This window comes from Dyadobacter sp. CY261 (assembly GCF_021440085.1).
Classification (GTDB): domain Bacteria; phylum Bacteroidota; class Bacteroidia; order Cytophagales; family Spirosomataceae; genus Dyadobacter.
The window spans coordinates 95,507-108,621 of record NZ_JAKCPW010000015.1 but is presented as its reverse complement, the minus strand read 5'-3'; the positions used below and the strand labels follow the sequence as shown (position 1 = coordinate 108,621).

At 50.6% G+C, this 13,115-nt stretch carries 12 protein-coding genes; 6 read left to right on the top strand and 6 right to left on the bottom strand.

Features of this window, described 5'->3' with window-relative positions; genetic code table 11:
• Positions 1–15: 15 nt before the first annotated feature.
• Together LZD49_RS29895 and LZD49_RS29890 are read right to left on the bottom strand one after the other, a co-directional pair.
• The gene (locus LZD49_RS29895; protein WP_234671684.1) at positions 16–3,372 is read right to left on the bottom strand and encodes an ATP-binding protein; all 3,357 of its coding nucleotides are present in this window, start codon (positions 3,370–3,372) and stop codon (positions 16–18) included.
• Positions 3,369–3,773: a response regulator gene (locus tag LZD49_RS29890; protein ID WP_234671683.1), complete on the bottom strand. Its 405-nt coding sequence runs from the start codon at positions 3,771–3,773 to the stop codon at positions 3,369–3,371. Before LZD49_RS29890 ends, LZD49_RS29895 begins: the two co-directional genes overlap by 4 nt.
• 349 nt (positions 3,774–4,122) lie before the next feature.
• Here LZD49_RS29890 and LZD49_RS29885 point away from each other — a divergent pair, with 349 nt between their 5' ends.
• The 4 genes from LZD49_RS29885 to LZD49_RS29870 all read left to right on the top strand — a co-directional run bounded on the left by LZD49_RS29885 (position 4,123) and on the right by LZD49_RS29870 (position 8,132).
• A complete protein-coding gene (locus LZD49_RS29885) occupies positions 4,123–4,710 on the top strand; it encodes a hypothetical protein (protein ID WP_234671681.1) in 588 nt (195 codons plus the stop codon).
• Between the two features lie 75 nt (positions 4,711–4,785).
• Complete coding sequence (locus LZD49_RS29880; RefSeq protein ID WP_234671679.1) at positions 4,786–5,010, top strand: hypothetical protein; 225 nt, start codon at positions 4,786–4,788, stop codon at positions 5,008–5,010.
• Between the two features lie 172 nt (positions 5,011–5,182).
• Complete coding sequence (locus LZD49_RS29875; RefSeq protein WP_234671677.1) at positions 5,183–7,588, top strand: outer membrane beta-barrel family protein; 2,406 nt, start codon at positions 5,183–5,185, stop codon at positions 7,586–7,588.
• A gap of 112 nt (positions 7,589–7,700) precedes the next feature.
• Positions 7,701–8,132, top strand: a complete 432-nt coding sequence (locus LZD49_RS29870) for an SRPBCC domain-containing protein (protein ID WP_234671675.1) — start codon at positions 7,701–7,703, stop codon at positions 8,130–8,132.
• On the opposite strand, the gene LZD49_RS29865 is transcribed toward LZD49_RS29870, so the two are convergent.
• Genes LZD49_RS29865 through LZD49_RS29855 form a run of 3 tightly spaced genes read right to left on the bottom strand, consistent with a single transcriptional unit; the run spans position 8,129 to position 10,108 of the window.
• Positions 8,129–9,175 (bottom strand): SDR family oxidoreductase, encoded by a 1,047-nt coding sequence (locus LZD49_RS29865; protein ID WP_234671674.1) that lies wholly within the window; start codon positions 9,173–9,175, stop codon positions 8,129–8,131. The genes LZD49_RS29870 and LZD49_RS29865 overlap by 4 nt on opposite strands.
• A 1-nt stretch (position 9,176) precedes the next feature.
• Entirely contained in the window at positions 9,177–9,473 is a 297-nt protein-coding gene (locus tag LZD49_RS29860; protein ID WP_234671673.1) for a putative quinol monooxygenase, read from the bottom strand.
• Between the two features lie 11 nt (positions 9,474–9,484).
• On the bottom strand, positions 9,485–10,108 hold the full coding sequence (locus LZD49_RS29855) for an NAD(P)H-dependent oxidoreductase (RefSeq protein ID WP_234671672.1): 624 nt from the start codon (positions 10,106–10,108) through the stop codon (positions 9,485–9,487).
• A 99-nt stretch (positions 10,109–10,207) separates the two neighbouring features.
• On the opposite strand from LZD49_RS29855, the gene LZD49_RS29850 reads away from it, so the two are divergent.
• On the top strand, positions 10,208–11,131 hold the full coding sequence (locus tag LZD49_RS29850) for a LysR family transcriptional regulator (RefSeq protein ID WP_234671671.1): 924 nt from the start codon (positions 10,208–10,210) through the stop codon (positions 11,129–11,131).
• 66 nt (positions 11,132–11,197) lie between these two features.
• On the opposite strand, the gene LZD49_RS29845 is transcribed toward LZD49_RS29850, so the two are convergent.
• Positions 11,198–11,650 carry an organic hydroperoxide resistance protein gene (locus LZD49_RS29845; protein ID WP_234671670.1) on the bottom strand — a complete coding sequence of 151 codons (453 nt, stop codon included), beginning with the start codon at positions 11,648–11,650 and terminating at the stop codon, positions 11,198–11,200.
• A 338-nt stretch (positions 11,651–11,988) separates the two neighbouring features.
• Here LZD49_RS29845 and LZD49_RS29840 point away from each other — a divergent pair, with 338 nt between their 5' ends.
• Entirely contained in the window at positions 11,989–12,933 is a 945-nt protein-coding gene (locus LZD49_RS29840) for a heme-binding domain-containing protein (protein ID WP_234671669.1), read from the top strand.
• The last annotated feature ends 182 nt before the right edge of the window (positions 12,934–13,115 follow it).

Genomic DNA, 13,115 nt, shown 5'->3' with positions numbered 1-13,115 from the left:
CTGGTTACATAGCACTTAGGCCGGCAGCCAGATGTGAAAAGTGGCCCCTTCGTCCGCATGCGATTCAGCGGAAACAAAGCCTTCGTGCTGTTCCACGATCTTTTTCACGATGCTCAAACCGATCCCGGTTCCGGCGTACTCACTTTTGCGGTGCAGACGCTGGAAGAGGGTGAAAATTTTCTCGTTGAATTCGGGCTCAAAACCAATCCCGTTGTCTTTCACGCAGAGGTGGTGGTAATCGACCGATGCCAATTCGGGAGGGGCCAATGGAATGTCCCTACCCTTCTCCCGGCTGCTGCTGATACGGATTTCTGGCATAGCAGTCGAGAATTTGAGTGAGTTGCTGATCAGATTAGCAAACAACTGGTTCATTTGCAAAGGATTTGCAGTGACAACGGGTAAATGATCACTAATGACCTTCGCCTGCTTTTCCTGGATCGCGAGTTCAAAATCGAAGCGAATGTCTTCGATAACCTTGTTCAGATCCACTTGCTGCAAAGTCTCTCCATTTTGGGAAAGCCTGCTGTATGTCAGTACCGATTGGATCAGCTCGCTCATTCGCTGCGCCGAGAGATAAATCTTCTGGAAATATCCTTTCGAAAGGTCACTATCGAATTTATTTCGCTCGATGAGGTGGATGAACGTCTGGATTTTCCGAAGCGGCTCTTGCAGGTCATGACTTGCCACGTAGTTAAAAGATTCAAGCTCTTTATTGGCATAAACAAGGTCCTGTGTCCGTTGCTCTACCTTTCTTTCGAGTTCTTCGGTGAAAATACGCTGGTCGTGCACATCGGAAAATGCCCCGATCCAATTAATGATTTTGCCGGATTCATTGCGGATGGGTTCACCCATGCCGACATACCAGCGATACTCGCCGGTCTTGCTTCTAAACCTCACCTCGGCATGATGGCGCTGGCCTGTCCGCAGACTGCGTACCCAACTACGCTTAATGCCGTCGAGATCGTCGGGATGTATGATCTGCTGCCAGAAACGCGCTTCCATTGGCGGAATACCAGTGTATTCCACCCATCGTCCCGACGCGAAAATCTGCCTGCCGGTTTCGTCGGTCATCCAGATCAGCTGTGGCAATGTTTCGGTAAGTATCCGGAACTGCTTTTCGCTGGCCTCGATCTTGTTACGTGCGCCCGACATCCTTATTTGTGCCTGCGTCCGCACGATGAGCTCTTTGCTGGAAAACGGTTTGACGATGTAATCATCCGCACCGATCTCGATCCCCTCGATCCTCGATTCCTCGCCCGCCCGCGCTGTAATGAGTATGATGGGCGTCTGCCCGATCTCAGGATCCGTTTTGACGGCCTTTAATAACGCAATACCGTCCATTTCCGGCATCATAATGTCGCTCAATACCAGGGCCGGGCGATGTTGTCGGATCAACCGAAGCGCTTCGACGCCGTTCGGTGCTGTCAATGTTCTGAACTGTCCTCCCAGAAGCGACTGAATATGCTGGCGCATATCTGCATTATCGTCGGCGATCAAAATACAATCTTTTCGATTGTCTGCATGGCCATTGGTCATCCGCTCTGCCTGATATTCGGGGGCAAGAAGTGTTTCGGCTTCGCGGACAAAAAAATCTGAAATGGCCTCTTCCACACCCGTGTCTGAATCGGACACCAGGGAAGGGTCAAGATGCTGGTTACCGGCCGGTATCGTTACTGTGAATGCACTTCCTACCCCCTCCGTGCTTTCGACGGTTATCCGACCGTGGTGCAGGTCTACCAGCTCTTTGATAAGCGACAGGCCGATGCCGGTACCTTCGTAGGTCCGGCCGCCCGCGTTCTGGACACGATGAAAGCGTTCGAACATATGCGGGAGCTCATGCTTGGGAATACCCACACCAGTATCGCTTACCACCAGACGGATGCTTCCGTCGTGCTCGTACAGTTCCAGCGTAATTTTTCCTTCCAATGTATACTTGAATGCATTGGATAAAAGATTGAAAACGACCTTTTCCCACATCGTGCGGTCCACGTAAGCCGTGCATGCGTCATTTCCCACTTTCACATCAAACCGTACTCCTGCTTTTTCAATCACCGAACGGAAGTTGGACGCCAGGTTCCGGGTGTATCCGGCCAGGTCGGTTTCCACAAAACGGGCATGATTGCGACCGCCTTCCATCCTGCTGAAATCCAGGAGCGTATTCACTAATTTGAGCAGCCGTAACGCATTGCGGTGCGTCACTTCGACCTTGACTCTCTCCGCTTCCGACCATTGCGAGACGTCATGGTTCAGCAATTCTTCCAATGGCCCGAGCATAAGCATCAGCGGTGTCCGGAATTCATGGCTGATATTGGTAAAAAACAAAGTTTTGGCTTGGTTAAGCTCTTCCAGGGCACGCAGTCTGCGCTGCTCCTCCTCATAAGCCATCACATTTCCAAGGCCTAATGCGATACGATCGGCGATTTGTTGCAGAAAATTCCGGTAGGCCTCGTCGAACTTGCGGTACGGATTCAGTCCAACCGCGAGGAGTGCAAGCGGGAATTTTCTGCTTGCCGACTGAATGGGCAGGTAAACCACGTATTTGGGGGCCACATCCCAGCCGCCCGTCGCAAGCTGTTTCCACTGTCCGCGGTTGATAGCCTCGGTCATCCGGTTCTGTCGGACGGTCGACACCAATTGGTCATAGCGCTCGCCAGAATCGGCAAGACGGAAATGTTTGTCTAACTCAGGATCGTTCGGGTCGGCGCCCGAGGTAGCGACCAGCCCTGCTTGCGCTCCGTCTTCTGAAATTTTATAAAGAAACGCAAACGGGAAATCCAGCGGATTGGCCGACAATGCGCGCTCTACCTGCCTGAAAACCTCTTCCTCCCGTTTCTTTTCACCGAGAGAGTCGAGCTGTTGCATGGTTTTTAGTGCGCGTTCGCTGAGAATGCGCTCAGTGTCAGCTGTGTTATAGCAAATGATTCCTGCCGGACGGCCATCATCGCCCAGCACGGGTGTATAGGAGAAAGTATAGTAAGTTTCTTCGGGAAATCCGCTGCGTACCATGATCAGCAGCCGCGATTCTACATAAGTCCCCTCATCCCGGTCCATCGCCCGGGACAACATTGGTTCAATGTCCTTCCAAATATCTTTCCACACCACCGATACAGGTTCTCCCAAGGCATGGGGATGCTTTCCCCGTACGATATCGATGTAGGCATCATTATAAAACTTAAGAATCCTTGGCCCCCAGCCGATCCAAATAGGCTGTTTGGAGCTCAGCATGATACGGATACACGTTTTCAGACTTTGAGGCCACCCGCGCGGCGCTCCCAGCTCGGTAGCATCCCAATCGAACTCCCGTATTCTTTTTCCCATTTCGCCTCCCCCTGCCAGAAATTCCAGTGTGGTTTGTTCCATAGGGTCAGTCATAAAACGGCTCGGTTATCTATTACATGTTGAAAATCCCTTCGTAGATGTTCAATATCGGGACTTTTCTTCATAAACCCGGACGCACCCAATTCCAGGCAACGCGCCACGATTTCCTGTTGGTCCGAAGTAGAATACATATACATGGGTGTCCTGTCAAGACGCGGATTTTGCTTCAACTCGGCAAGCAGCTCTATCCCGTTCATTTTCGGCATGTTAATATCAATAAAGATCAAATGCGGCTCATAGGCGATCCTGGCAAGCTTCTCAAGGGCTTGAATGCCGTCGCAGGCAAACTCGCATTCCACTTCATTGCCAGTGTCCTGCATAGTAAGAAGAAAAATCTCTTGGTCATCGATATCATCGTCCACCAAGAGGATAGAAATATTTCCGGGTGTCTTCATTTTAATATCAAATAGGTGTCTTCCGGCTTTACCTTCGTCCTATACGTCTAGGGCCGCTATTCCAGAACGTTTCAATCCGCGAATGCAAAAGTCGTTCCATAATGAAATTTAAGGCACGCTGCTACCGATTGTATCTGGAACCATACCTAAAATAACATTTTTGCTTGTCCCTGCTCACGGATATTAACCTGCTTTGGGAAAAAATTGCACGTCTGTCCAAAAGCGTGGAAAGGCCTACCAATTGCGAACTTTTTGTAGAAACAATTTAAATACTTCGCATTAAAAGTAGAACTATTTAACTTTTCCGTATACTTGCGGACACAAACGGTTTTTACCCAACACTTTTTTCATGAAGAAAAATTTCCTTCACCTCTGGCTGCTCATGCTTATGACGGCCGTGTCATTCTCTTGCAGTGACGATGACGACAAAACCCCTGACACAATCAAACTCGAAGACTCGTGGAAAGATGGCTGGTCTTCGCAGAAAGTGCTCGACATTACCAAAGGGCAGCGCCCCGAGCCATCGGTGTACCTCGACCAAAAGTACATTGATTTCCACCTCGCCCAATTCAGCGATGGTGCTACTTACCTGGTAACCAAAAAAGCATTGGATGATTACGGCCGCGACACGCTCGGCTATCCCGACAACACGCAGTTTGTGATGATAAAGTCAGAAATGGACGCTATGCTGACCAAAACCAACAAGGATATCAGCAAGATTGAAAAAGAACTCGGCATACCGGCCGATAGCTGGAAAGGCAAGGAAATGGTGCGGATCTCGATCCCCAACCCCAAAGAGCTGAAAGTACGCGTTCCATCCGGAAACGAAATGGGCGCCAACAGCTTGTGGCTGCCGGGTGGCCATTTACCAACAGGCTACTCCGAAGCGGTCGTTAACAAGATACCGAAAGGCAAATACACGGAAACACCGCTATAACCACGAAAATAGGACAATGCGTTGGGCACGCATTGTCCCTCTACCTATATTTAGCCCCGCATAACGCTATCCTTCATGAAAGAAATTGCCAAAGAGGCCTGGAATTATACTTTTTCCGAACACCACCCCGGCGTGTACGTGCTCTCGGTCGTGTGCGGAGGTGCAGGCATGTACGACTTCGCTATCCGTCTCACCTCCGAGCAGATTGCCGCCTATGAACGCGACGGGCTCTCTTACATCACACAATTGGCAGAAAAAATACGCTACGACCAGGCACCGTTTGCCTCACAAAAGGCCTGACATCCCGGCCCCAAATTATATTGCTGATTAACAAATCAAAGAGAGGCCTATCCCGGCCTTTTTTTGTTTTTCGTGCAACGTTCGGGTAATACAATCGTCATTGCATTGCATCGGCATGGCGCTGTTAAGCACTCCGATGGACACAGATCGAACAGTCGTTAATTAGCCATGTATGAAAACACCCCTACTCACCCTGGCCATTCTGGCCTTTGCCATCCATTTCGTTTCGGCTCAGCATATTCGCATTTCAGGGTTGGTGATCGACTCAACCGCCAGTAAACCGGTCGAATTCGCGACCGTGGCACTTATGCAAGACGGAAAGATCACCGAAGGCGTTACGGCTGATGCCAGAGGCCGGTTCGTATTTGCTAAGGTAGCACCGGGCATCTATATCGTGCAGGCTTCGCTGATGGGTTTTGCGACGAAAACCTTCGGTCCGGTACATGCCGACAAGGAGGACATCGAAATAGGCGTGATCAAGCTGTCATCCGCAGCCCAGAACCTGAAAGAGGTAACGGTAAGCGATCAGAAGGCATTGTTTGAAGAACGATCCGACCGGATGGTTTACAATGCTGAAAAAGATATCAGTATCAAAGGCGGGGACGCGACCGATGTGCTCAAAAAGATCCCGTCGGTCGCGGTGGACATCGAGGGTAATGTGCAGCTACGCGGAAGTTCGAATATCAAAGTCCTCATAAACAACAAGCCGTCCAACGTCGTTGCACGCAGCGTTTCGGAAGCGTTGAAACAGATCCCGGCCGACATTATCAAGCAAGTAGAAGTAATCACCTCCCCTTCTGCGAAATACGACGCCGAAGGCACGGCAGGGATCATCAATATTATTACGAAAAAGAATAGTCTGAAAGGCACCAACGGTTCCATCAGCCCCAACTTCGGCCAATGGAACAACTGGCCCAATGCTACGATCAGCCACCGCGTCAAGGGGCTGACGCTCTCGGCAAACGGCGGTTTCAGCAACTGGAAAAACAAGCGGTACATGGACCAGTTGCGCTCATTCAGCTATGGCGACACCGTCACCAAGCAGGATCAGTTCCAACGCGTACGGGGCCGGGGCAAGAACGTCTACGGCACATTCAATGCCGACTGGGATATTGACTCGCTGAACCGCGTCGGCACAGGCCTTAATTACTACAATGGTGTCAATACCAACTGGTTCGATATCGAGTTCGAAGAAAGCACGATGGGCGTCCTGGGCCAGTATTTTCGCCGTGATATGAGCCGCACCTACGATTGGGAGGGCGCGACGATCAACTTCGATTACACCCGCCTTTTCAAGAAACCCAAAAAGGAGCTTGCGCTGCTCATGATGTATTCTTTCGAAGGGGAAGACAGCGACTACGATTCTGACCTGCTCAACCGCCAGAATGCCATTTATTACCGTGAGAAGAGCTACAACATCAGCAACAACAAAGAAGGGACCATTCAGCTGGATTTCACCAATCCACTCGACAGCATCAGCACGCTGGAAACGGGTTCCAAAACCATTTTCCGGAAGATCCTGAGCGATTACCGCATATCCAGTGCCATCGACGGCTCCGACAATTTCCACGACATGCCCGAGCAGGCCAACATTTTCGATTACGCCCAGCAGGTAACCTCGGCGTATCTGGTCTACAACCGCACCCCGAAAAAGGGATGGGGCATTAATCTCGGCGCGCGTTACGAGCATACGTTCATCCAGGCCAACTTTCTGAATGGCACCGCGGCATTCTCAAACAATTATGGCAATCTCATCCCGAGCGTAAGCCTTTCCAAAAGCCTGAAAAAGAACCAGCAAATACGGATGAGCTATACCCAGCGCATTCAGCGGCCGAATTTCTTTTACCTCAATCCGTATGTGAACCAGGCCGATTCGAAGAACCAGTACGGCGGTAACCCCTACCTGAAACCCGAACTGACGCATTCCGTGGAAGCGAATTACAGCGTGTCGATCAAACAAACGAGCCTTAATGCATCCGTTTTCCTTCGCAAAACCAACAACGCGATCGAAAGCATCAGCAATGTCGACAGCAGCGGCGTTTTGAAACAGATCTTTCAGAATGTAGCCCAAAACTCGGCCTACGGTCTTAACCTGAGCGCCAACACCAAATTGATGAAGCAATGGACCGTCAACGGCTCGCTCAATGTATTCTATAATGTGCTCGAAAGCGCGGAGCTCAAAACCCGCAATGCCGACTGGATGTACCGCATCAACCTCAATTCGACTATCGACTTCGGCAAGGGCATCAAAGCGCAGCTTTTCGGCTTCTACAATTCGGCCCGCGTGAATATCCAGGGCAGCTACGGAGGCTTCGGGTTCTATAATATTGTATTACAAAAGGAAGTGCTGAAAAAGAAAGGAACGATCGGATTTGGCTATGATAACCCATTTAACCGCAGAATTAAATGGCGGAATGAGTTCGTAGGATCCAATTTCGTGCAAACGCAGGACGTCGCCATGTATCGCCGCGGCTGGCGATTGAACCTGAAATACGAGTTCGGACAAATGTCGGGCAGCCAGCGTCAGAAAAAACGGATCAGTAACGACGACAAGAAATCGGGCGAAGGAAATAACTAAATCGAACAGACATGAAAAAGTCCCCGAAGCAATCCGGGGATTTTTTTATGCGTATAAATAATGATAGCCTCGCTTCTTATATCAAAACCACCCAATTTAACCAACCGGAAACATGGCTTTCGAACCGTTTGTCTTAGAAAGAGAACTGAATGCGCCACCAGCGCGCGTCTGGAAAGCCCTCACCGATGCGGGGCAAATGCAAAAATGGTATTTCAATATCCCCGAATTCAAGGCCGAACCGGGCTTCGAGTTTGAATTCACAGCGGGAAGCGAAGAAAGGCAGTACCGGCACCTGCTAAAAGTCACGGAGGCCGAGCAAAACCGTAAGCTCAGCTACTCCTGGCGCTACGCCGACCACCCCGGCGACTCCGAGGTAACCTTCGAACTGATCCCCAAAGGCGACAAAACGCTCCTTCGTCTCACACATAAGGGCCTTCAGTCCTTTCCAAAGGACCACCCCGATTTCAAACCCGAGAGCTTTGCTGCGGGCTGGACGCATATTGTTGACAAAAGTCTGGCAGAATTTGTGGAGCAGGAAGGTTAGGGAATCACTTTGTTGGCACGCAGCTGATCGAAAATCTTGTAAAACATCTGTTCGGTATCTACATATTCGTGAAAACCGAGCCGCCTGGCCTTGGAGCCGTCTGCGAGAAAATCGTAGTCCCAGGAAAAGACAAAATCTCCAAACGGCCAGGCGGATAATGCCTCATAACCATATTGCAACTCATGGCGTTCCCGCAGCGTATCCCACACAGGCGCTTTGTCGCGCATGACTTCCGCGAGCGGTAGCTGTACGGGCGGAGCGGTTTCCAGTCCGAAGTACCTTCCTAGTTTTGGCCATAACTCTTCCCAGCGGAACAGGTCGCCATTGCTGATATTGAATGCCTGATTGGCACAAGCCGCATTAGTAGCTGCCCACACGGTCGCTTTGGCCAGCAAATCCGCGTCGGTTATTTCCATAAGCGGATGATATGCTCCTGGTTTACCGGGAAAGCGGAACGGGACGTTCAGCTCCTTGCAAATCGATGCGTACACCGCGATAAGCGATATCAGATTAAGCGGATTACCTGGCGCAAAACCACCTACCACCGATGGCCTGATCGCCGACCAGCTCCATGCTTTTCCTTGCTGCGCCGCGGCAATATACCGCTGTTGCTCGGTCATAAATTCGGGCAGCATAATAGGCGGATCGTCTTCCCGCGCGGGTGTCCTGAATGGTCCGAGGTGCGCGCCGTACACTTTGTAGCCTTGCATAAAACTGATGTGTTCGAGCTTTGTCGATGCCTTCTCCACTGTTTCTACCACATTTCTGAACATCGCCATATTCGGCGCCACCAGCTCCGCCCAGGTGGGTTTATCCTGGTAGGCCGTGTAAAAAACGTGTGTTACGTCGCCAAGACCGGCAAATTTGGCCGCCACGTCCGATGCGTCGAGCAAATCGACCACGATGGTATCAACATTGCCAGGAAGTGGCTTTCGGGACGTACCGATCACCTTCCATTCGGGCAATAATTGCAGGTATGCAAGCAGGTTCTTGCCGATCACACCGCTGGCACCCACTACCAATGCTGTTTTAGACTGCTCCATGTTATGCTGCTTTGGCAATAGGTTGCGTCAGATAAACTTCCGGGTCGTGTTGCAGTTTGTCGAAAGAGGCCACAAATGCACGCAGGTAAGGTTGCCGGTTATGCTCTTCGAGCGCTTCACGGCTTTCCCAGATTTCTTGAAAAACAAACACATTCGGGTCGGTATCGTCCTGGTAAAGATCATATTGCAGACAGGCTGCTTCCTTACGGGATTCGGTGACCAGATTGAGCAGCGTTTCCCGGACCTCGTCGCGGTAGTCGGCTTTGCTTTTGATAACGGCTGTCAGGTAAATAGGCATGGCTGTGTTGGTTATGCTTGATATGCTATTTCAAGATGGGTAAAAGCCTCTTCCAAATGGCTGAGGTATTGATTTTTATAAGCGTCTATCCGCTCCGGCGTTGCGTTCTTTTCCAGATCGTGAAAATGCATGCTCTCCAATGGCTGCATTCCCAAAAATGCATTCATTCGGTGGAAGCCGAACATTACTCCCTGATCGACAGAATGTTCCAGAAAGAACTCGCCGGGCAATGTGAATGCAGTATCGGGCGCGTTCCAGGTAGTAGTGAGCATATACTTGCGGCCATGGAGCGTGCCACCTGTCCCGTAGTTGATTTCCGGCGTCTCGTTTTTTCGGCCGTCGCTGCGGTACAATCCCTTGCGGTGACCGGCTGTGAAGACGACATCAATGTACTCTTTCAATTTGTAGGGCATTGAAAACCACCATACAGGCGTATGATACACCACCACATCGGCCCAAACAAACTTCCTTACCTCCTCATCCGGGTCGTAAGGCTGGTTAATGTCCGTTACCTGGAGTTCGAAGCCGTTTTCTTTGGTAAAATAGGATTGGTCCAACCCTGTCAGCGTATGGTTGAACTTCCCTCCGGAATGTGCGAAATGCTGACCGCCGTTAATGACAAATATCTTTTTCATTGTGCTGTTTAAATTTTGACAATACAAATTTCCGGCTACTTTATGTATTATCAAAATAACTTAAATAGTACATTTGTATTATTAAAATAATAGATAGCTATGCAACTCAATCTCGAATGGCTCCGCACTTTTAAGGCGATCTATGAGACGGGCACCCTTTCGGCGGCGGCCCAGGAACTTTTTATATCACAACCCGGCGTCAGCCTGCATTTGAACTCACTCGAAGCCTACACCGGCCATAAATTGTTTGACCGGTCACCGCGGAAAATGGTGCCAACGGCAAAAGGAAAGGTATTGTACAACTTTGTGCTCGATCCGCTCCGCAAGCTAGAAGCCGTGGAGCAGCATTTCCACAAAAGCTCCAAAGCCGAGCGGCCGACGATCAGCCTCGGAATGTGTTTTGAAACATTCCAGTATACGCTGGAAGAGCATATTGCCACGCTTCCATTCAACCTCATCATCAAATTCGGGGAATACCCGCAAATGCAGCAGGACCTCGATAACGGCCTGCTCGACCTGATCGTGACGCCCCAGCAAGGCCAGCAGCAGAATTTGGTTTACAAACCATTTTCAAAGGAAAGGATCGTACTCATCGCCGGTAGCCAAACCGACACCGAACCGCTCCGTGAACTACTAAACCAGCCCCGTAAAGCAGAAGCCGCCAATTGGCTTAAACAGCACATCTGGTACAGTACCGCCGCGGATATGGAGCATTTGAAAAATTTCTGGCTAAAAAACTTCGATCAGCACCCCGATTTCCGCCCCAATTACATCGTGCCGAACATCTGCTCGATCATCCGCTGCCTCAGCGACGGCGAGGGATTTTCTATCGTCCCGCATTTCCTTTGTGTGGAAGCGCTTGAAGCCGGGCAGATCGAGCTTGTTTGGGAAGGCAGCTCGCCGCTGGAAAATACGCTGTACTTTGGAACGCGCAAAAAAACCATTTACCAGAAAGAAATCGAGCAGTTGCAGGAGTTGTTTATAACCAAATGGAAGGCGCCGGACGCTGTGATGCTGGCCTGACACATGGCAATAAAAATCCCCGCCCGGACAAAACCGGACGGGGCGTCGATGAAGTGTGGGTTATTACTAAATGGCCACGTTAATGGTAACGTTGATATTACCGCGTGTTGCTTTGGAATAAGGACAAGTCTGGTGAGCCGATTCGATCAGGTCACGGGCAATTTCCTCGTCCAGGCCGGGCAGACTTACATTCAGGCGGGCTTGCAGGAAATATTCCCCTTTGGTCGTGCCGAGATCCACTTCGGCGTCCACTGCTGTGCCTTGGGGAAGGGTAATTCTTTTTTTCGCGGCTGCTATGCCGATCGCGCCGATAAAACAGGCCGACCAGCCGGCAGCAAAAAGTTGTTCAGGGTTGGTACCAGTACCCGTCGAACCGAGTGACGATAATTGGATATCGAGGTTCCCGTCCGAGCTACGGGAAGCGCCGTCGCGGCCGCCTGAGGTGTGGGTTTTTCCGGTATAAAGCACTTTATCGATGGTAGTAGTACCTGCTACTTTTGTAATTTCGATGGTTTCCATGATTTTGAATTGGATAATATGGTTTAAAAAGCTTCTGTCTTTACTAGAAACCGCCATTTCCGCTGCGATTTCTGATACAAATAGAATACATTTTGATAGATAAAGGCATCGTAAAATAGCCGGACCGGACAAAATCGGAGGCCAAATGGACAACCACCGCCGCCATTTGTCCTCCCTCCTCTCTCCTCCCTTCCGCCATTCCTCCTATCCTCCCATCCTCCCTCCATCCCCCATCCCCCTTCCCCTGCCCATTTCAGGGTTCAATATGTCCACTTCGGCCGGGTTCCGATTCCGGGAGGCGGCTTACCTGCCTACTTTTGAGAAAAAAACAAACCGTTATGAACGCCCTGAAACATAACCGATACCGAAATGCCGCCGCCGTAGTCGCAGGTATTCTTTTTACAAGTTTTGTGGTCCTGCAGGTCAATAGTCCCACCATCGCAAACCCGCCGGTAACATCCGAGTTTCACGGACCGGAGGAAGTGACCGCCATTCTGAAACGTTCCTGTTATGACTGCCATTCCAATGAAACCAATCTACGTTGGTACGACAAAATCGCGCCATTCTCTTATAAGGTAGCGGCCGACGTGGAGGAAGCCCGGAAACGTTTCAATTTTTCGGAATGGGACAGCATTCCGAAGGGCGACCAGGAAGGTAAGCTCTGGTACATTGTGAATATGATCGATGCGGGCCGGATGCCGCTTCCTGAATATACTGCAACGCATCCGTCTGCAAAAGTCAGTCCGGCCGAACTTGGTATCCTGAAAAAATACGTAACCGAAATTTCACGCAAACATTACGCTACTGGTGACACCGCCCACATTGTCGGAAAGCCCCGCGTGTCGCAAGCGCCGACTTCGCTCAACGGCATCCGCTATTTCGATGATTACAAAAACTGGAAGGTCATCAGTTCCACCGGCCGCGCCGACAATGGCACGATGCGCATTATCTACGGAAATGATATTGCTGTAAAAGCGCTGGAACAAGATAAAATCCGTCCCTGGCCCGACGGTGCCGTGATTGCAAAAGTAGTCTGGAACAGCCAGGCCCCCGACGCCGAAGGCAATGTAAAGCCCGGCAATTTCAACAACGTCCAGATCATGGTGCGCGACGCCAAAAAATTCACCGAAACCGAAGGCTGGGGTTTCGCCCGCTTCAACGGCCTCGAACTCAAACCTTATGGAAAGACGGCATCATTCGCCACCGCATGTATGAACTGCCACCAGTTAGCGGAAGAAACGGGGTTCGTGTTTGACATTCCGACTAAGAGGGTTGGACGGTGACGGGCGTGGGGAAGGACGATGGACGATGGACCGCCGACCATGGACCGCCGACCGCCGATCGCAATTTTGATAACGCGACTTTCAAAAATTACAAGAGTAACAATTCAAGATCGTCCACAGAGCAATCAAAACATCGTCTATGGTCTATCGTCCATGGTCAGCACCCGCGGTCAGCGGTCAGC

Coding starts and splice junctions, on each gene's coding strand:
- LZD49_RS29865 (WP_234671674.1), bottom strand. CDS start 9,175: ATGGAGCAGTCTAAAACAGCATTGGTAGTGGGTGCCAGCGGTGTGATC.
- LZD49_RS29895 (WP_234671684.1), bottom strand. CDS start 3,372: ATGACTGACCCTATGGAACAAACCACACTGGAATTTCTGGCAGGGGGA.
- LZD49_RS29875 (WP_234671677.1), top strand. CDS start 5,183: ATGAAAACACCCCTACTCACCCTGGCCATTCTGGCCTTTGCCATCCAT.
- LZD49_RS29855 (WP_234671672.1), bottom strand. CDS start 10,108: ATGAAAAAGATATTTGTCATTAACGGCGGTCAGCATTTCGCACATTCC.
- LZD49_RS29880 (WP_234671679.1), top strand. CDS start 4,786: ATGAAAGAAATTGCCAAAGAGGCCTGGAATTATACTTTTTCCGAACAC.
- LZD49_RS29870 (WP_234671675.1), top strand. CDS start 7,701: ATGGCTTTCGAACCGTTTGTCTTAGAAAGAGAACTGAATGCGCCACCA.
- LZD49_RS29890 (WP_234671683.1), bottom strand. CDS start 3,773: ATGAAGACACCCGGAAATATTTCTATCCTCTTGGTGGACGATGATATC.
- LZD49_RS29840 (WP_234671669.1), top strand. CDS start 11,989: ATGAACGCCCTGAAACATAACCGATACCGAAATGCCGCCGCCGTAGTC.
- LZD49_RS29860 (WP_234671673.1), bottom strand. CDS start 9,473: ATGCCTATTTACCTGACAGCCGTTATCAAAAGCAAAGCCGACTACCGC.
- LZD49_RS29845 (WP_234671670.1), bottom strand. CDS start 11,650: ATGGAAACCATCGAAATTACAAAAGTAGCAGGTACTACTACCATCGAT.
- LZD49_RS29850 (WP_234671671.1), top strand. CDS start 10,208: ATGCAACTCAATCTCGAATGGCTCCGCACTTTTAAGGCGATCTATGAG.
- LZD49_RS29885 (WP_234671681.1), top strand. CDS start 4,123: ATGAAGAAAAATTTCCTTCACCTCTGGCTGCTCATGCTTATGACGGCC.